Annotated in this window: 19 protein-coding genes and 1 other RNA gene; 2 read left to right on the top strand and 18 right to left on the bottom strand. The window is 42.6% G+C overall.

From position 1 onward, the window contains the following. Nucleotides 1-540: 540 nt before the first annotated feature. The 13 genes from recR to ACFSX4_RS12475 form a co-directional block, all read right to left on the bottom strand. Nucleotides 541-1137, bottom strand: a complete 597-nt coding sequence (gene recR / locus ACFSX4_RS12535; RefSeq protein ID WP_377775361.1) for a recombination mediator RecR — start codon at nt 1135-1137, stop codon at nt 541-543. 1 nt (nt 1138) lies between these two features. Continuing rightward, nucleotides 1139-1462 (bottom strand): YbaB/EbfC family nucleoid-associated protein, encoded by a 324-nt coding sequence (locus ACFSX4_RS12530; protein ID WP_377775359.1) that lies wholly within the window; start codon nt 1460-1462, stop codon nt 1139-1141. A gap of 67 nt (nt 1463-1529) precedes the next feature. Beyond that, entirely contained in the window at nt 1530-3173 is a 1644-nt protein-coding gene (dnaX, locus tag ACFSX4_RS12525) for a DNA polymerase III subunit gamma/tau (protein WP_377775357.1), read from the bottom strand. A gap of 109 nt (nt 3174-3282) precedes the next feature. Then, nucleotides 3283-3549, bottom strand: an RNA gene (ffs, locus tag ACFSX4_RS12520) — signal recognition particle sRNA large type. 47 nt (nt 3550-3596) lie between these two features. Further along, on the bottom strand, nt 3597-4325 hold the full coding sequence (treR, locus tag ACFSX4_RS12515) for a trehalose operon repressor (protein WP_377775355.1): 729 nt from the start codon (nt 4323-4325) through the stop codon (nt 3597-3599). Between the two features lie 54 nt (nt 4326-4379). Next, nucleotides 4380-6023 carry an alpha,alpha-phosphotrehalase gene (treC, locus tag ACFSX4_RS12510; protein ID WP_377775353.1) on the bottom strand — a complete coding sequence of 548 codons (1644 nt, stop codon included), beginning with the start codon at nt 6021-6023 and terminating at the stop codon, nt 4380-4382. A 27-nt stretch (nt 6024-6050) separates the two neighbouring features. Next, nucleotides 6051-7499 (bottom strand): PTS system trehalose-specific EIIBC component, encoded by a 1449-nt coding sequence (treP, locus tag ACFSX4_RS12505; RefSeq protein WP_377775351.1) that lies wholly within the window; start codon nt 7497-7499, stop codon nt 6051-6053. A 148-nt stretch (nt 7500-7647) separates the two neighbouring features. Further along, nucleotides 7648-8535, bottom strand: coding sequence for a carboxypeptidase-like regulatory domain-containing protein (locus tag ACFSX4_RS12500; RefSeq protein WP_377775349.1), 888 nt, complete (start codon nt 8533-8535; stop codon nt 7648-7650). Between the two features lie 21 nt (nt 8536-8556). Continuing rightward, entirely contained in the window at nt 8557-9336 is a 780-nt protein-coding gene (locus ACFSX4_RS12495) for an ABC transporter ATP-binding protein (protein ID WP_377775347.1), read from the bottom strand. Nucleotides 9337-9399: 63 nt separating this feature from the next. After that, entirely contained in the window at nt 9400-9861 is a 462-nt protein-coding gene (locus ACFSX4_RS12490; protein WP_377775345.1) for a DUF1307 domain-containing protein, read from the bottom strand. Nucleotides 9862-9947: 86 nt separating this feature from the next. Next, a complete protein-coding gene (locus tag ACFSX4_RS12485) occupies nt 9948-10664 on the bottom strand; it encodes a YehR family lipoprotein (RefSeq protein WP_377775343.1) in 717 nt (238 codons plus the stop codon). A 140-nt stretch (nt 10665-10804) separates the two neighbouring features. Next, complete coding sequence (locus ACFSX4_RS12480; RefSeq protein WP_377775341.1) at nt 10805-11383, bottom strand: shikimate kinase; 579 nt, start codon at nt 11381-11383, stop codon at nt 10805-10807. Between the two features lie 120 nt (nt 11384-11503). Further along, on the bottom strand, nt 11504-11953 hold the full coding sequence (locus ACFSX4_RS12475; RefSeq protein WP_377775339.1) for a hypothetical protein: 450 nt from the start codon (nt 11951-11953) through the stop codon (nt 11504-11506). Between the two features lie 184 nt (nt 11954-12137). Here ACFSX4_RS12475 and ACFSX4_RS12470 point away from each other — a divergent pair, with 184 nt between their 5' ends. Next, a complete protein-coding gene (locus ACFSX4_RS12470) occupies nt 12138-13313 on the top strand; it encodes a M20 family metallopeptidase (RefSeq protein WP_377775338.1) in 1176 nt (391 codons plus the stop codon). A 32-nt stretch (nt 13314-13345) separates the two neighbouring features. Here ACFSX4_RS12470 and gnd read toward each other — a convergent pair whose 3' ends face one another. The 5 genes from gnd to ACFSX4_RS12445 form a co-directional block, all read right to left on the bottom strand. Continuing rightward, a complete protein-coding gene (gene gnd, locus ACFSX4_RS12465) occupies nt 13346-14740 on the bottom strand; it encodes a decarboxylating NADP(+)-dependent phosphogluconate dehydrogenase (protein ID WP_377775336.1) in 1395 nt (464 codons plus the stop codon). A 14-nt stretch (nt 14741-14754) separates the two neighbouring features. After that, nucleotides 14755-16119, bottom strand: a complete 1365-nt coding sequence (locus ACFSX4_RS12460; protein ID WP_377775334.1) for a gluconate:H+ symporter — start codon at nt 16117-16119, stop codon at nt 14755-14757. 2 nt (nt 16120-16121) lie between these two features. Beyond that, on the bottom strand, nt 16122-17663 hold the full coding sequence (gene gntK, locus ACFSX4_RS12455) for a gluconokinase (protein WP_377775409.1): 1542 nt from the start codon (nt 17661-17663) through the stop codon (nt 16122-16124). A 4-nt stretch (nt 17664-17667) separates the two neighbouring features. After that, nucleotides 17668-18390: a GntR family transcriptional regulator gene (locus tag ACFSX4_RS12450; protein ID WP_377775332.1), complete on the bottom strand. Its 723-nt coding sequence runs from the start codon at nt 18388-18390 to the stop codon at nt 17668-17670. A 131-nt stretch (nt 18391-18521) separates the two neighbouring features. Next, on the bottom strand, nt 18522-19589 hold the full coding sequence (locus ACFSX4_RS12445; protein WP_377775330.1) for a PQQ-dependent sugar dehydrogenase: 1068 nt from the start codon (nt 19587-19589) through the stop codon (nt 18522-18524). 105 nt (nt 19590-19694) lie between these two features. Here ACFSX4_RS12445 and ACFSX4_RS12440 point away from each other — a divergent pair, with 105 nt between their 5' ends. Beyond that, entirely contained in the window at nt 19695-20027 is a 333-nt protein-coding gene (locus ACFSX4_RS12440; protein WP_377775328.1) for an antibiotic biosynthesis monooxygenase, read from the top strand. The last annotated feature ends 6 nt before the right edge of the window (nt 20028-20033 follow it).

The raw sequence follows: 20033 nt of genomic DNA, 5'->3' as shown, positions 1-20033 counted from the left end.
TTATTGGAATTAACGTTGACATATTGTCATTCAGTTTTCAATGTGCTTCGTTTTGTGTTGCTTTTCTATCTTACCATTTTCTGAATCGTTTGACAAGTCTTTTTTCAACTTTTTTTCAGTTGGTTTGGACTGTCTATTCACATCGCTCTCTCAAGCGACCCTTACTATATTACGTTGTTACGGTTTGAAATGCAAGGGGCAGTTTTACACCCGATAATCATTTCCTGCCGCGTCGTTTCTTCACGACTCGTCCTATGTTACACGCTCGAATCCGTTCAAGCAAGTACCACTTTTACACTCTGTCACGCTTGTGCATCGTGTCTGTCGGACAGCGACCGTTTATATACTACACACTTTTTCAGCCTCACTCAAGTGTCAATTTTACACCCCGGAATGTGTGCTGCCATGTAGTTTTTTTGTGCCGGCTGTTTCGCTCGACAAGATAATACTATACAGGCATATATCATCAAGTGCAAGCATTTTTTATCATTTTATTTAAAAAATCCGTAAAGCACTGATTTGACAGTACTCACGGATTCTCTACAATTCTGTTCTGTACTCTATCGCTTTCGACAAAGTCACTTCGTCAGCGTATTCCAAGTCTCCTCCAACAGGCAGTCCATGGGCGAGACGCGTGGTTTTAATCCCTACAGGTTTAACCAGTCTCGATATATACATTGCAGTTGACTCACCTTCGATATTGGGATTCGTTGCAAGAATCAGTTCTTTAACTTCTTCATCTTTAAGACGCTCAATCAATGAAGGTACGTTGATATCCTCAGGCCCTATGCCGTCCATCGGACTGATGGCTCCGTGCAGTACATGATAAAGACCCCGGTATTCCCGCATCTTTTCCATCGCTATGACATCTTTTGTATCCTGAACCACACATATGACACTGCGGTCCCTTTGCTTATCACTGCATATATAACACGGATCTACATCAGTAATGTGCCCGCAGGTTGAACAAAACTGCAGCTCTCTTTTTACTTTCATCAGACTTCTCGAAAAATCTACTACATCATCTTCCTTCATATTAAGAACATAAAATGCCAGACGCTGGGCGGTCTTAGGCCCAATGCCCGGCAGTTTCATGAAGCTGTCAATAAGCTTAGATATCGGTTCGGGATAATGCATACTACATCATTCCCGGGATATTTAAACCTTGAGTGTGCTTGCCTAATCTTTCACTTGTTAATTCATCGGCTTTGTTCATCGCTTCATTTGTTGCCGCAACAATCAAATCCTGAAGCATATCAACATCATCCGGATCAACCACTTCTTCTGCAACTTCAACATCCAGCACTTGCTTGTCTCCGGATACGATTACTTTAACCATACCGCCGCCTGCAGAACCTTCTACTTTTTCTTCTTTTAATTTTTCCTGTTCTTCCTGCATTTTCTTCTGCATCTTCTGCATCTGTTTCATCATGCCCTGCATATTATTCATTCCGCCACGCATTTAAAATTCCTCCAATTAATTTATCTTTTACTATTATATATGATTGTTGCTGTATTACAAAATGAAACTATTCCCTTGTTTCAACAATATCCGCTCCGAACATCTCTTTTGCAAGGTCCGACGGTTTTTTCTCATCGTTTTCCGGCTGTGATTTCGGCTGCGGCTTCTTTTCCTTAATATAATCCGCTCTCACCTGCTGCCAGCTTGACTCAGGTACCCCGACTACATCAACAGACTTTCCTATAATAGTAGAAATAACGGATTCAAGTTCCCGCTTCTTGTCTTCATTTGTATTGATTAATTCTGAATGAATATCATTATCGAGCTTAATCAGTACATGAGTGTCACTCGCTGCAACCGGAACGGAGTCTTTAATTAAAGATCTCAGTGACTGCAGATTTTTATCCGAAACATGCTGGTAGACTTTCGGCCAGCCCTCTTTAAGTTTCGCAATGTCTTCCTTATTTGCTCTGTCGAGCACCTTTTCTATCTGACTGATTGAATAACCTTTACCCTTCGAAACGGTACGTGTCTGTTTTTCAGTTTTTTGAGCTGCGGGCACTGATTCAATATTCTGCAGTTTCTGCTCCAGTGATTTAATCTGATTCTCAATATGAGACAAATCAACGTTCGAAGCCGGAAGAGCTTCCCTCTGTTTATTCAGAACTTCAATCAACTTGACGATAACCACTTCCAGATGGACACTTGTATTGACTGAAAAACGCATCATCACCATCGCATCATTCAATACATCTATCATCTCATATAGAACCTTATCATCCGCGTTAAAAAATGCAGTACTCTCATCTGCTTCATTGGAATGCTTCATCAGAATAATATCCCTGATATAATATACCAGCTCATGTACAAGGCGCGTCGGATCTTTACCTTCATCTATAAACTGATGATATTTCAAAAATGCTTCCTTGGAATTCTTTTCTTCTATTAACTTCAGCCATTCATTTAATTCGACAGATTTAATACCGCCTGTAATCATCACTGCATCATCCAGAGTGATTTTTTCATTACTGTACGCAATCACCTGGTCCATGATACTGAGTGCATCCCTCATCCCGCCTTCAGAAGTGCGTGCGATATATTCAACTGCCTCTGTTTCATATTCAAGATTTTCTTTCGATGCGACATATTGAAGTCGGTCTATAATTTCATTTAATTCTATTGCCTTGAAATCAAAGCGCTGACATCTGGAAATAATCGTTGCCGGTATTTTGTGCGGCTCAGTGGTCGCTAAAATAAACACCGCGTGCCCCGGCGGTTCTTCAAGTGTTTTTAAAAGTGCATTAAATGCACCTGTCGTTAACATATGCACTTCATCTATAATATAAACCTTATACGCCGCCACTGAAGGGGCGTATTTTACTTTTTCACGAATGTTGCGTATTTCATCAACACCGTTGTTACTTGCAGCATCTATTTCAATCACATCATTCGCACTGCCGTCCGTAATACTCTGACATAAGTCACACTCGTTACACGGCTCTCCGTTCTCCTGGAACTGACAGTTTAATGCTTTCGCAAATATTTTTGCAATACTAGTCTTCCCTGTCCCTCTGGGTCCGTTAAACAGGTAGGCATGTGATTCTTTATTTCTGACGATTGCATTTCTCAGTGTTTTAGTCACATGCTTCTGGCCGACAACATCGCCAAAAGTCTGCGGCCTGAACGCCCGATATAGTGCTTGATACTCCATCCAGCAGCACCTCCGAAAATTATCAATTACGCTGTTCATTATATCATAATACACTGCTTAATTTTTTCCATAAAAAAACCACATCCAAAGATGTGGTCATAATATGTAACCGTGCACCGCTTCCTCGTAGAATCAGCACAAGCGTTACTTGAAACACCAGCTCAAACCCGGCTGCCCTACGGCACATAGAATGGGCCACTTAATGCTGCTTCCTTCCGGACCTGACATGGTTCGTGACGTTCTATTGCATAGGACCGGATTCTCAACACCGGTAATTTCAAGGCAGTCCTCACACCGATTCTCCTCAGAAGCGGAATTCAGCTCTGCTGGAGCGGATTGCAGATACAGGGCACCGCTAATTCCCCACTTAGCACGGCACGTTAAATAATATCAAATTAGAGACGCTATTGCAACAAGTTCATATCATTCTCCTGTAAACCGTCTTGAAAAGTCTGTAAATTTAAATTCAGACGCCAGGTGCTTGGATACGTTATATTGAAACGGCTTCGCTTCATTAAGGTATACGACTGACTTCACAGTTGCTGCGTACTGTGGTGTTACCGGGCCGAACAAATCAAGTTCTGCCGCTGTCATCGGTTCAAACGTAATTTCTTTGTACGCATAGGCAATCGACAGACCGAGTCTCTCTTCTATATACTGATATGTCGACTGTTTGGCAACTTCCTCATTCAATCCCGGCATCAGTTCATGGAGAAAGAAATCCGTATCAATAATATGTGTCTTGCTGTCATGAATCCTCTGTCTGACCAGTTTCCAGATTTTATCTTTCGGATAGAGCCCGAGCGCCTTCTGCACTTTCGGCACATCTTCCGCATCATAAACTGCAAGTTCTACAACATTTGTCTCGTATCTAATGGATTTCATTTCCTGAATCTCTTTAAAGCTGGTTAAGTGGGAAACTGTAAAGTCCATCGTATGATCATAAATTACCACAGAACCTTTGCCCTTCACTTTTTGAATAAAACCATTCTCACGCAGCATATTCAAAGCTTTACGCACCGTCTCACGTGAAACACTGAACCGTTCCACGAGCGCATGCTCTGACGGCAGGTTTTCCTGATTCTGGTATACCCCTTCAATAATTTCACCTGACAGCACTTGATAAATCTGATTATACTTGTTGATATTCATTGTCGCCACCTGCACATCCTGTATGTTTTAATCATACATTTTAATATACGTCACCTATTCTGTTCTGTGCAACAACTTCGCTTCAAAAGGCCGTAGTACATCAACTGTATCATCGTAATTTGAAATCAACACTGACCCGTCGATACTGATGTTCTCCGGATAAGGTACTGATTTATTGGAATAGTTGGCAACAGCAGTCAGTACTTCACCATCAAGGATACGCTTGTATACAAATAAATTCTGATCGTTCATTAATAATGGTTCAACGCTGCCGTACGTAAGGATATCCGTTTCATGTCTGAGTTCAATCAGTTTTTTATATGTGTAGAATACAGACTCTTCGTCCTTTAATGCAGCCTCGGCGTTAACAACGGATGTATCCGGTGCGAGGTCAATCCATGGTTCACCGTCAGTGAATCCTGCATTTTTGGAATTGTCCCACTGCATCGGCGTCCGGGAATTATCACGGGATTTTTCAGATAAGATTTTCAAGACTGCATCCGACGCAGTACCTTTTGCTCTCAATGACTCATAGGCATTCAAACTTTCTACATCTTTATACTGATCAATACGTGAGAACTTCGGGTTCGTCATCCCGAGCTCCTCCCCCTGATAAATATAAGGGGTTCCTTTCAGGCCGTGAAGTGAAATCGCAAGCATTTTGGCACTGAGTACTCTTTCTTCATCTGTACGGTCACTGCCGAAACGCGAAACGACTCTCGGCTGATCATGATTGCACCAGAAAATCGCATTCCAGCCGCCGCCCTGATCCATACCTTCCTGCCATTCCATCAATATCCGCTTCAATTCAATAAAATCATACGGAGAGGATGTCCATTTCTCACCATTTGGATAATCCACTTTCAAATGATGGAAGTTAAACACAGAACTTAATTCCTGACGTTCAGGCTTCGTATATTTGATGCAGTGATCAATTGTTGTTGAAGACATTTCCCCGACGGTCATAATATCTTTCCCGCCAAAAGTACTGCGGTTCATTTCATGAATATAATCATGTACTTTCGGCCCGTCTGTATAAAATTCTTTACCCGGACCGTGCACCGTATTTTCAAAATCGCCTTTCGATATCAGATTGATGACATCAAACCTGAAGCCGTCTACACCAAAATCAATCCAGTAATTAATCATTTCATACAATTCTCTCCGCACAGCATCATTCTCCCAGTTCAAATCCGCCTGGGTGACATCAAACAATCTCAGATAATACTGGTTACTGTCATCATCATACTGCCAGGCATTACCGCCGAACTTAGACTCCCAGTTGGTGGGCGGAGAATCATAATCCCCGTCCCGCCAAATATAATAATCTCTGTAGGGATTGTCTTTTGACTTCTGTGCTTCCACAAACCACTCATGGGATGTAGAAGTATGATTAATGACAATATCAAGCATGACCTTAATCCCTCTTTGATGTGCTTCCTGAATCAATGTTTTAAAATCATCAATATTACCAAACCGTTCATTGATCTTATAGTAATCACTGATATCATAACCATTATCATGCATCGGTGATTCATAAATTGGTGTGAGCCAAATAAAATCGACCCCGAGAGCCTGCACGTAATCAAGCTTCTCAATAATTCCTCTGATATCCCCCATACCGCTGCCGGTCGTATCATTAAATGATTTAGGATAAATTTGATATACTACTGACTTTCTCCAGTCGCTGACTGCCACGACAAAAACTCCTTCTTTTTATAAAAATTAATCGACATCTACCATTTCTTTTGCTTCTTCTTTTACAAATCTGCTGAACAACAGTGTCAGCAGGAACGGCACAACAATTGCAATTGCCATACCAATAGCGAATAATCCCCAGAATCCTCTAGTGATTGATATAACACCCGGCACACCGCCGACACCAACACTTGCTGCAGTAAGGGCGTTCAATCCAAATAATGCACCCACAATTGAAGTGGTAATAATTGCTGCGATAAATGGATATTTAAGCGGCAGGTTTACACCAAACATTGCAGGTTCTGTAACACCGAGCCAGCCGGAAATTCCGGAAGTCATTGCAAGACCCTGCTCTTTTTTCTTTTTCTGACGTCGGTAAATTACATAGGCACCGAATGCCGCTGAACCCTGTGCAATGTTTGAAATTGCAAGAATCGGCCACAAGAATGTTGCTCCTGTCGTACCGATCAACTGAAGATCCACTGCAAGGAACATATGATGAAGCCCTGTAATTACAAGCGGTGCATAGAATAAGCCGTATACTGCTCCGCCAAGCACACCTGCTGTTTCAAACAACCATACAATGCTGTCGGAAATAATTCCGCTCATCCACAATGTTACCGGACCGATCAGCATATACGTCAGTATGCCGACAACAAGCAATGAAATCGGTGCGACAAGCAGCAGTTTAAACATATCGTGTATACGCTTGTTCAAAAATCCTTCAACTTTCGCAAGCAGCCATGCTGCGGCAAGTACAGGCAGAACCTGTCCCTGATAATTCAGCTGCTGGACTTCCAGACCGAATACATGCCATGTTGGAATTTCAGCGAGCTGACCCGCCTCCTGGTCAAATAAACCATACTGACTGGCAAGATCCGGGTGACACATTAAAAGACCGAGTGCTATACCAAGCAGCGGGTTGCCGCCGAACACTTTCATCGCAGACCAGCCGATTAACACCGGCAGGAATATGAACGGTGCGACCGCGATAAAGTTAATCATGCTTGCGATTCCTTCAATTCCCGGGAAACGCTGTACAACAGATTCGTCGAAGAATAATCCTTCGATTGTTAAAATATTATTAAGACCAAGCAACAGACCTGCTGTTACAATCGCAGGTAAAATCGGAATAAAAATATCACCGAGCATTTTAACAAAACGCTGAAGCGGGTTCATCTTACTTGCTGCAGCTTTTTTCACTTCTTCTTTTGAACCGCCGCCCTTGCCGGTTTCCGCCTCAAATATCTTAAAAGCTTCATCAACCGTTCCCTGGCCGATGACAATTTGGAACTGATTATTCGCTGCAAAAGAACCTTTGACTAAATCGATGGAATCCAGTTTATTCTTATCTACTTTACTCTCATCTTCAAGTGCCAGACGAAGACGCGTGACACAATGTGTTGCGGCATTCACATTCTCCGCTCCGCCGATTGCTTCAATAATCGCACGGACATCATCACGATTTACTGCCATATTATTCACTCTCCTTATTATGAAAACGTTTCAATCAACTTAAATATAGCACAACAAACATGTATAGACAAGTGGTGGATAATTTTTCAATTTTTAATATTCGATACCAATCAAAAAAGCAGCCCGGCTTCTGCCGGACTGCTTCAGTCTACGATCTGATTCTTTTTAATATGAACACTGTCAGTCCTGTAATTGAAAAAATAATACCGATTCCTATCAACGTCCAGTCCATAGGGCTTAAATGACCGGCTGTTTCCCCGGAAACTTCTTCCCCCGCATCAACTTCACTCGGCGGCAGGGCGATTTCTGTTTCTTCTTCTGAAAGGGTCAATATCACCCCTGACTTATTACGGTTGCCGACACTGAAAGATTCTGCTGCTTCATCGACAGCATAACCTTCCGCTTCCAAAACAGTAAGCTCATAATCCCCGCTGTCCACTTCTTCAAAAATAAATTCTCCCGCATCGTCCGTCACCGCTTCAAGTGCTGTTTCACCTGTTAATGACAGCTTTACACCAACGACCGGATTATTTTCTTCATCAACCACACGGCCGGTCACTTTAACACTCTCTGTTTCCAGCTGATTAATTTGAATTTCAACCGGTTCCTCAGGTTCTTCCGGCTCTTCATACACTTCAACAGGTTCTGTTATTTCGGGTTCAGGTTCAGGAATAATCTCAGGCTCGGGCTCAACCACCTCTTCCTCAAATGCAGGCTCTTCTGTATATTCATCGCTGTATTCATTACCGTCATAATAATCATTATTGTAACTGTCATCTGAATATCCGTCGTTATACCCATTATCGTTATACTCATTAAAACCATCATTGTAATTGTTAAATTCATCATTGTTGTACTGGTTCTCATTATAACTGTTATCTTGATTCTGATCCGTCCCGTTAAAGTCCTCCGACGGTTCATTATATGTATTGTTTTGGTCTTCATTGAACGAATTATCTTCAAATGTATCTGCATAACTGACTGAAGATAAACTGAAAACACTGATGAGCAGTAAGGCTGACGCCTTCTTAAACATTAAACATCCCTCCGTATTGTTCTAGATGATAGACATCCACGGGCGGTTATTTTCCCAGTGGATTTTTACAGGAATTTTATATGTGTCACTCAGTAACGATGAGGTTAACACGTCTTGTTTTGGACCCGCTGCTACAATTGTACCATCCTTTACCAATAATACATGAGAAATTACATCTGTAATCTCTTCAATATGATGCGTCACATAGAGCATGTGGCAGTTCATTGCATGAATATCCTTTGTAATATTGAGAACATCCTCCCTTGAAAGTACATCAAGTCCGGTACAAGGTTCATCAAGTATGAGCAGTTCCGGCTCCGCCATCATTGCCCGTCCGATTAATGCCCGCCGCTTTTCTCCTTGGGACAACACTTGATACGTTTTTCCCTTAAGATATTCGAGACGCAGTCCTTTCATGATATCAAGTGCTTTTTTCTCATCATTTTCATCGATTTTCTGATAAATGCCAAATGATGAAAACCTGCCGCTTAAAATGATATTCTCAACTGTTTCTCTGTTCAGTGTACCACTGAATTTATCCAACGCATTGCTGACATAGCCTATTTTTTTACGCATTTCAGGAATGCTCGCCTTACCGAATTCTGTCCCAAGTACATTCACACTGCCGCTTGTCGGGTAATTGTAACCCGTAATAATATTAAGAATCGACGTTTTCCCTGACCCGTTCAATCCAAGCACCGCCCACTGTTCGCCTTCAGTGACGTCCCAGCAGATATTCTTTAAAATATCCTGTCCTTCACGCCGCCAGCATACACTGCCCATATGTATAATATGTTTCATTATTTCATCCCCTTTCCGTTTAAAGGAATAAAGTGCTCCAAAAATTACCGGAGCACCTCATATCTACTCTTCTGACTCACCTTCATTGGTCACTTCGTATCCCTCATCAATCAGGTTCGCTTCAGTCTGCTCCATACTGATTGTATCGGCATCTTCTTCACCTTCAATTTCAATGCCGGCAGAACGCAATTCAGACAGTTCAACTGTATTATAATCAATTTCCAGTGTTTCGACTGCTTCAGTTTCACCATATTCAAAATTGTACGTTACACCTTCCACACCTTCAAGATCCAGCGCAAAATCAGCAAGTACAGACTCTGCATCTTCCTGTGACCTGAGGCCGAGTGCTTCATATTCCAAAGTCGTTGTGGACACTTCATTTTCTACAGTATCCCCATTATAGGTAAACGTCATTTCCGACGTCAGCCCCTCCTCCTCATATGAAAATGTTTTGGTACTGCTGCTCCCACATGCTGCTAAAAGCAATGCGAATGACATCACTGCCAAAAGAAGAACTTTCTTCATTATTCCACACACTCCCAATATATATTAAATAAACCCCAAAGTATTATTTTGGGGTTTATTCCGCAGATTTTCAATCTTCTTCTCAATTATTCCTGAAGTTGATAACCGCTGTTTAAAAGCTGCTGTTCAGTCTGTGTCATACTGATAAACTGCGCTTCATCCACGTCACCTTCAAATTCAGCACCGTCAAGATTCGCAACTTCTGCGATACTTGCTATTTCGTAGTCCACTTCCAGCGTCTCATGAATTCCAGTATCATTATAATCGATATTATGAGTAATACCTTCAGTATTTTGATATCTTTCAACAATCGGGTCAAGCTGTGCTCTTGCAGATTCTTCATCTGTCGCTCCTAATGCTTCATAAGTCGCTTCTGTTGCTGAAGTCTGAACCAGCACACGATCGTCTACATAAGTATATTCCAAAGTATTGGTCATGCCGTTCTGCTCAAGAATAAATGTTTTTGTTTCTTCCTGACCGTCTGTCATATTCTCATCAGAAGCTGCTGTTTCTTCTTCTCCAGCCTCTTCACCGCTTGTGCTTGAGTCGTTGGAGTCTTCCCCGTCAACTTCTTCCGTTGAAGTTTCTTCAGACGTTTCGCCTTCAGTTACTGTCGTGTCTTCCTCAGACTCTTCTTCCGCCGTGTCATCTGTTCCGGAATCAGTGTCTGTTTCCTCTGTCGCCGTTTCCTCCGTATCTGTCTCTTCTGTTGCTGCGTCATCATTTGAATCATCATTGTTTCCGCATGCTGCAATGACAAGAACCAGACAAGCTGCTGCAAGCAATTGTAATAACCGCTTCATAAATCACATCTCCAATCTTTAAATATGTCCTCTTTTACTATGTAGTAAAGGGTTTCAAAACCATACCCTAATATTTTGAGCCACAAACAAAAACAATTCAAAAAATAAAGATTATTTAATATCTGTGAAAAACACCGGACTTAATCAACTGTCTGCTCAAGAGCATATATCCAGTCTATAATTTCCGAGGCCGATTCATCAGCCGTAAGGTGTGTCACATCAATCTTTAAATAATGTTCCGCCGCGACTTCACCCGGGTTAGAATTCAACCTGTGATTCTCTGCTGAATGAAGCAGTTCCTGCCGCGAAAATTCAATGTTCCGTTTCGATGGTTTTTTGGACAGCCTGTACTCCGTCTCATTCCTTATCAGCCTTTCCTCAATATCTGCTTCCAATTCAACAAAATACATTTTCTGATGACTTTTATTAAACAGTTCCCTGATACTGTCCACGTACTCCCTGTCTTCTTCACTGCTGAAATCCCAGACAAAAGTAAACACAATTCCCGGATGATTTTCTTCATCTGCGATATGATTGAAAATCCCCATTCTCAGCTGCTCCGACAGCTTAAAAGTCGTATCATTCCATCCGATATAAGGCCACACAACATCAAGTGTCACATGATTATAAAGGAGGGGCAGTTTAAATGCATCGGCCACTTTCCCGCCTATAGTCATCTTGCCTGATGCCTGCGGACCGAAAATCATAATAAATTTCAATAGATTACCTCCAAGTGTATTTCTCTCATAATAAAGATATCAAATCCTGACGCTGCCTCAAACAGAAAATTGAATTTAATTTAAAAAGGCAGGGAAATCATCCCTGCCGTAAATAATAAACTATATTCTGTAATAATCTGCTGCAACATATGCGGCAATTTTTTTCACATGATTCTCAATGATTTCATCCACTGTATATTCTCTGCCTTCTGCGGTATATGAAGCTTTATCACCGGTAACTGTGATTTTAAAGGAAGGAAGAGCAATCTCACCGCCGAGGTTAATATAATACGCCGCTTCTTCTTTATTATAATAGAAACGGTAACTGATCAGCGTATGCTCCTTATAATTCACACTCAACTGCTCATAGTCTGCAACCTGTCTGACATCGGAAATCGCAGAATAGTGACTTGAAATATATTCTGTAATCGGTCTTAAGCCCGCTTCAATTTCTTTCAAATCTGTTTTTATCAGGCTTTTAACGTTCTGGTATACTTCTTTTTCCTTTTCGAAGTTTTCTTTATTACTGTCTACTTCTTTCAAAAATAATTCAACATATTTTTCAGCCATACATATATGCTCCTTTAACTTTAATATCAATCATTATACAGTGAACCACCCACTACTTAAACTCACAAGCCTTCAGGCATGTGTAAATACCTCTTTACATCAATACGTCTGATTAATTTGAATTATTCCGGTTTTCAAAATATTATGGTATTATTGAAAAGAATATTACATAAGGAGTGTTTAGATGGAAGCATTATACTCAAAACTGGATGCTGTTTACGATGAAATTGTTGAAATCAGACGTCATCTTCATCAAAATCCGGAATTATCATTTGAAGAAGTAGAGACCCCGAAATATATTGCAGCATTTCATGAAAAACTCGGACATAAAGTCAGAACAAATGTCGGAGGTAACGGTGTTGTTGCTTATTTGGAAGGTGCCCACGACGGACCGACTGTTGCACTGCGTGCAGATTTTGACGCACTGCCGATTCATGAAGAGACGAATCTTGAATTTCAGTCTGTTAACCCGGGTGTGATGCACGCATGCGGACATGACGGACACACTGCGACACTGCTCGGTCTCGCTAAAGTACTCAACCAGATGCAGGATGAGCTGAAAGGGAATGTGGTATTTATTCACCAGCACGCAGAAGAACTGCCGCCGGGTGGTGCGAAACCAATGATTGACGACGGCTGCCTTGAAGGCGTCGATGTCATTTTCGGTACCCATCTACAGTCACAGACACCTCTCGGTGAATTAAATTATGCGAAAAAAGAACTTCAGGCATCGTCGGATGCATTTGAAATTACTGTAAAAGGACGCGGCGGCCACGGTGCAGCGCCGCACAATACTAAAGACAGTATTTTAATTGCGTCTCAGCTCGTTGTGAACTTACAGCAGATTGTCAGCCGTAGAATCGACCCGCTTGACCCTGCCGTTATTTCAGTATGTTCATTTGATGCGAAAGGACCTTATAACGTCATCCAGGATACTGCTGAAATTAAAGGAACAGTACGTGCATTAAGCGAAGAAGTCAGAACTCAAATTGAAGAGGAAATTGAACAGGTCGTTAAAGGCACGGTAATGCTCTCAGGTGCGGATTATGATTATGATTTCCAACGCGGCTACCCGGTGACAATCAACCACGAGGAACAGGTGGAGTTCGCAATGGACTGCGCGAAAGATGTTCCCGGGGTCAATGAAATTAAAGAGGTATCACCGATTATGGGCGGGGAAGACTATTCCTACTACCTGCAGAAAGTAAAAGGCGCATACTTCTTTACAGGTGCACAGCCTGAGGGCGTGGATGATCCGTACCCGCACCATCATCCAAAATTCGACATTGACGAAAAAGCACTGCTTACTGCCGCAAAAGTCCTCGGTAAAACCACTTTAGAATATATGGAACAAAACTAATAAAAACGGCGACTTTTTCAGTCGCCGTTTTTTTACCATTCTGTATGGAATACTCCGTCTTTATCATTACGCTGATACGTATGGGCACCAAAATAATCACGCTGTGCCTGAATCATATTCGCACCGCTCTCTGCAGAACGGTAACCGTCATAGTAAGTTAATGACGCAGTCAGACACGGTACGTAGAGACCATTTTCAACTGCCTTCACAACAATGCGGCGCAGTGATGATTCATAATCATTCACTTTATCATTAAAGTAAGACGCCAGCAGCAGATTATTTAAATCTTTATCTTCATCATATGCTGCACTAATCTGGTTCAGTATAGATGCACGGATAATACAGCCGCCGCGGAAAATCAGTGCAATTTCGCGAAGGTTCAATTCCCACTGATACTCATCCGATGCCTTCTTATACTGCTGGAAGCCTTGAGTGTAGGCATTAATCTTACCGACAAACAATGCCTGCCTTAATATCTCAAGCCATTCTTCCCTGTTAGTTTCAAGTTTCGGTTCAGGACCGTTCAGCTTCACAGCTGCTTCTACTCTTTCATTTTTCAAGCTGGATAAGAAGCGTGCGAATACGGACTCTGTAATAATAGACAGCGGTACACCTAAATCAAGTGCATTCTGGCTCGTCCATTTTCCAGTGCCTTTCTGTCCGGACTTATCCAATATCACATCAACCAGCGGACGGCCTGTGTCATCATCTTTTCGTCTTAAAATATCAGATGTAATTTCAAGCAGGTAGCTTTCAAGTTCTCCCTGATTCCATTCTTCAAAAATATCCGCAATCTCTTCAACTGTATAACCGAGTATATTTCTCATGATTTGATATGTTTCTGTAATTAACTGCATATCTGCATACTCGATTCCGTTATGAATCATTTTCACATAATGTCCTGATCCTTCTCTGCCGACATATGCACAGCAGGCTTTGCCATTCACCTGTGCTGAAATTTTTTCAAGCACCGGCGCCACTTCTTTATAAGCCGCTTCATCACCGCCCGGCATCAGTGCCGGCCCCTTCAAGGCACCTTCCTGACCGCCGGAAACACCGACACCAAGGAAATGTATTCTCTGTTCTTTCAGAGCATGATATCTGCGGTTCGAATCAACAAAATTAGAATTTCCGCCGTCCATAATAATATCGCCTTTATCGAGCAGAGGTGAGAGTGATTCAATCACTGAATCCGTGACAGAGCCTGCGGTCACGAGCAAAAATATTTTACGCGGCGTTTCAAGTGATGACACAAAACGCTTAAGGTCGTAGTGCAGGTCTGCATTCTCATGCGGAAAATCAGATTTAAACTTGTCCGTTAAATCCGGTGTATGATTGTAAACAGCGACCTTCTCGCCCTTATTCAGCATATTGCCGGCTAAGCTCGCTCCCATAACACCCAGTCCATATAATCCAATTGTATTCATCTCTTATCCATCCTTTACACAAATATGCTTAATATAAGTACAAACACAAGACCTGAAACTGAAATTACGGTTTCAAGCAGTGTCCATGTTGCGAATGTTTCTTTCATCGTTAAATCAAAATACTCTTTGAATATCCAGAACCCTGTATCGTTGACATGGGAAGCAATCAAACTGCCTGCACCCGTCGCAAGTACCATCAACGCCACATTAACATCCGATCCCTGCATCAGCGGAATCACGAGCCCCGCTGTTGTCAAAGCCGCTACTGTCGCAGAACCGAGCGCAATTCTTAATACCGCTGCAATCAGCCATGAGAGAACAAGCGGTGACATCGCAGACCCTGAAAAGAGTGCTGCCACAGAATCACCGACACCGCCGTCGATCAACACCTGCTTCAATGCCCCGCCGGCGCCTGTAATCAAAAGAATCATGCTGATAGCACGAATCGATGATTCCGCGGATTTCATCAATTCCGTCATCGGGATTTTTCTCGCGATTCCCATCGTATACACTGCGATTAAAAGAGAAATTAACAGTGCCGTCGTCGGCTGTCCGATGATTTTGATAATATCAAAGAATAAATGACTGCCGGCACCTGTCATTTCCTGTACCAGTTCAACAACTGTTGTGACCGCCATCAAAATCACAGGCATTAATGCTGTCAGTGCACTGACGCCAAAGCCCGGTGCTTCATTTATATCATCGAATGTTTTCATACCCCCGAGTGCTGTCAGACTGCCTTCTTTATTAAATGCATCCGGCGCAAGTTTTTTTGCCAGTTTTGTAAATAAAGGGCCTGCGATCACGACAGTCGGTACCGCAATAATAATACCATAGATTAATACCATTCCGACATTTGCGTCATACTGCTCTGCGATGACAGTCGGTCCCGGATGCGGCGGCAGGAAGCCGTGTGTAACTGACAATGCTGCAGTCATTGGAATTCCTAAATACATCAGCGGGACTTTAAGCTGTTTTGCAATCTGGAACACAATCGGGATTAACAGCACCAGACCGACTTCGAAAAATAAAGCAATACCAATAATAAATGATGCCGTCACTACGGCCCATTGAATACGTTTTTCCCCGAATTTATCAATTAAAGTCACCGCAATACGCTGTGCGCCTCCGGCATCAGCCACGAGTTTACCGAGCATTGCACCAAATCCGAATATTAAAGCAATACTGCCGAGGGTGTCTCCTAGACCGCCCTGAATCGAATCGACCACTTCATCAAGCGGCATACCGAGCGCAACCGCCACAACAAATGACACGATGATGAGCGCGATAAATGTATTGATATTTAATTTCATAATCAGGATGAGCAGTAAACCGACGCCTAAAGCGATAATAATTAAGGGTAAAATATGTTCAAACATCTTTATTCTCCTAACTGACCAGTATATAGACTCTGATATTCGGCAATTTCTTTATATTCCTGTTCGAGCACTCTCGACATACGTATAAATATCGGAATCAACTCCTGATACAGTCGTGTATGATCGGGATTCGGTTCGTGGACATGTGTGTGTCCGACCAGTTCTTCCAGGACATCGAATGAATCGATTTTTTCTAAACCGTACAGACCGAGCATACATGCCCCGAGGCATGAAGACTCATGACTTTTTGGCACCACTACATTTTCATCAAAAATGTCCGCCATCATCTGTCTCCATAGTTCTGATTTTGAAAAGCCCCCGGTCGCTTTAATTGATGTGACAGGGGAATCCATCACTTCAACCAGTGCCAGATAAACTGAGTACAGATTATAAATCACACCTTCAAGTGCCGCACGTACCATATGCTGTTTCTTATGATTCAGTGTCAGACCGAAAAATGACCCTCTCACATCTGCATTCCAAAGCGGCGCCCGTTCTCCTGCAAGGAACGGATGGAATAAAAGACCGTCCGCTCCGGGTGCAACCTGACTTGCAATCTGAGTCAGTACAGCATACGCATCAATATTAAGGCGTTTCGCCGTCTCCACCTCACTGGCTGCAAATTCATCACGAATCCATCTCAGCACCATACCGCCGTTGTTCACCGGACCGCCGATGACCCAGTGATTTTCAGTCAGTGCATAGCAGAAAATTCTGCCTTTCTCATCTGTTCTCGGCTTCTTAATGACTGTTCTGATGGCACCGCTTGTGCCGATTGTCACCGCCACTTCGCCTTCTTTGACCGCATTCACACCGATATTGGATAATACGCCGTCACTTGCACCGATGATGAATGTCGTATCTTCTGCTATTCCGATTTCTTTCGCGACAGACGGATCACACCCTGAAACAGCGGCTGTTGTCGGTTTTAATTCCGACAGCATATCCCTCGAGATACCTGCAACAGTCAATGCCTCCTCATCCCAGTCAAGAGACTCTAAATTAAATAATCCTGTCGCTGAAGCAATAGAATGATCGATCATATACTCACCAAACAGACGGTAGAATACATACTCCTTAATTCCTATGTACTTAGAGACTCTTTTGGATATATCCGGCCGGTCATGCTGCAGCCAGGCAATTTTAGTAATCGGCGACATCGGATGAAGCGGGGTCCCTGTTCTGCGGTAAATCTCATGCCCGTTGAATTCATCTTCAATGCGCTTCGCCCATTCCTGACTCCGGTTGTCCGCCCATGTAATACACGACGTCAACGGAAATCCTTCATCATCCATCGCAATCACACTGTGCATCGCACTGCTGAAAGAAATAAATGATAAGTCTTTAATGTCTATTAAAGATTCTCTCACGGCCTGCTTGATACACAGCTTTACTGCCATAAAAATTTCAAACGGATCCTGCTCTGCTGTGAAAATATCCGGTGTATGGAGGTCATATCCGTGATTTGCCTGGGAAATAATCTCACCGGTCTCTCTGTATAACACTGCTTTTGTACTTGTTGTGCCGATATCCACACCAAGCATATATTTATTCCTGTTCAATGCTCTCCCTCACAATCTTCATCATACTGTCATCCGTCCAGATTGCTTCAACCTGACCTCTTACATCATTAAAATTTTTATTAAATGCCTCGTTCATCATTGTTTCGTCATTGTTCCGTATAGACTCAATAATCAATTCATGGTTTTCGATAATCCGTTCAAAATCACCTTCATCCATGACCATGCGGTAACGCATGGACAAAAGAATCAGACATTCCAGAACCGGCTTCAAACGCTGCCAGAGCATACGGATATAATCGTGGTGAATCGATGACACTATTTCTTCATGAAACTTAATATCCAGAAATGAAAACTGATTCACATCTTTATACTTCAATGCAATTTTCATCATTTCCACATTCTTTTCGAGCTCCCGTATCAGTAGTTCTGTATCCATTTTCAACAGTTTTTTAAATGTAAATGACTCAATCATCAGACGGACATCATAAATTTCTTTAATGTCTTTCTCCTTAATACCAATCACAACAGCACCCATCCGTTCAAGACGGAGCAGATTCTCATGCGATAAAGTTTTAAGAACCTCCCTGATTGGTGAGCGGCTCACTGAAAATTCCTCTGCCAGTTTATTCTCGGATAGTACAGCACCCGGTGCTACGGCTTTTGAAATAATACGCATCCGCAGTTCTGATACAATCTGGTCCCCTTTAGAACCTGCCGACAAATATGCTTCAGGATAGAATGTTTTCATGAATGTCATCCTTTCTCATCTTGTATACAAGTATACTAACACTGAGATTTATTTTTGTAAACGCTTTATTTAAAAACAATTTAAAAGCCGCTACCCGGTTTTCCCCAGGTCACGGCTCGCATAAAGTTCTTCTATTCAGTTAAAGAAATCCTATAAAGCTTGTCATCATCCGGCTCACCGTCACCCCGGCCGTCCAGATTATTTGTGATAAAGAACAGTTCATCCTCCTCGATATAAACATCACGCACCCGGCCGTAATCTGTCACCAATTCAGTCGGTGAAGTCTCTTCAAGATTAAATTCCAGCACTGCATTACCGCGGAGTGCAGCAGTAAACAACCGCTCACCGTCATTGTCCATACCGGACGGCGCCCAGGTGTAATCACTCCCTGAAGTAAACAACGGTGTTTCCATACCATCCTCTGTCTCATCTCCTTCAATCTCCGGCCAGCCATAATTTCCACCCGCCTCAATCAGGTTAATCTCGTCATTGGCATTATCACCATGCTCACTCGCATACATGCTGTCGTCCGGCAGCCACGTTAGCCCCTGCGGATTCCTGTGCCCGTAGCTGTAGACCAATGAATCATCAAACGGATTATCATCAGGTACTGTACCATCCAGGTTCATCCTTAATATTTTCCCGCCGAGTGATTCCATGTCCTGTGCAGTATCCGGGTCTGCGGCATCTCCGGTAGTCGCGTAGAGCTTTTCATCCGGACCGATTTCAAGTCTTCCGCCGTGGTGGACACTGCCGCTCGGGATATCATCAAGCAGTACCGTCCGCTCTTCCCATCTGTCATCAACGTATTCAACAGTAACGATTCTGTTAAACTGCCCCTCATTATTTTCATATGTGTAATATGCATAGGCTTCATTACTGCTGTCAAAATCAGGTGCGAGCACAAAGCCGAGGAGCCCTGCTTCCGATGCTGTCGATACCGTCTCCTCTAAATCAATGTCCTGGCGCTCACTCTCTCCCGCCTCGACCTTCACTACCGCCCCCGGCCGCTCAGCAATATAAAACACATCGTTATACCTCACAATATTCCACGGAATATCCAGTTCATCCGTAATCACTTCCGCATCACCGGATGGATTTGATTGCGAATCTGCACCTTCTTCCGTCGGACTTTCATTTCCGTTCGAGCACCCAAAAAGACCGGCTGCAGCGGTTAAAATCAGCAGCATTCGTTTCATTCATCCCACTCCCTCATATTTTAATATAACGGCTATTTCTTTTACTCATACCACTAAACCGATATAATTAAAGATGAAATTATAAATGATTGGGAGTGCTGACACATGATTAGAGTAATTAACCGGCTGCAGATTAAAAAAGGGCATCTGAATGATGTACTCGTCCGCTTCAGTTCACCGAAGGCAGTTCATACATTTGACGGCTTTGTTTTTATGGAAGTTCTTGAAAAGAAAAATGTTGAAGATTATGATGAACTTCACATCGCAACGACCTGGGAAGATGAAGCTTCCTTTGAAAAATGGCGGGACAGCAGAAAAAATGAAAAGGTCCACAATCAGGAAGAAAAGAAAGACAGCGGTAAAAAGGAAGACAGTCCGATCATCGATTTTGAAATCTCTGTATATGATATCCACCACCGTCATCTGCCGGAAAACTAAAAAATT

It is taken from the genome of Corticicoccus populi, from assembly GCF_042686195.1.
GTDB lineage: Bacteria > Bacillota > Bacilli > Staphylococcales > Salinicoccaceae > Corticicoccus > Corticicoccus populi.
The sequence above is the reverse complement of the archived record's forward strand: the minus strand, read 5'-3'. Positions and strand labels throughout refer to the sequence as shown.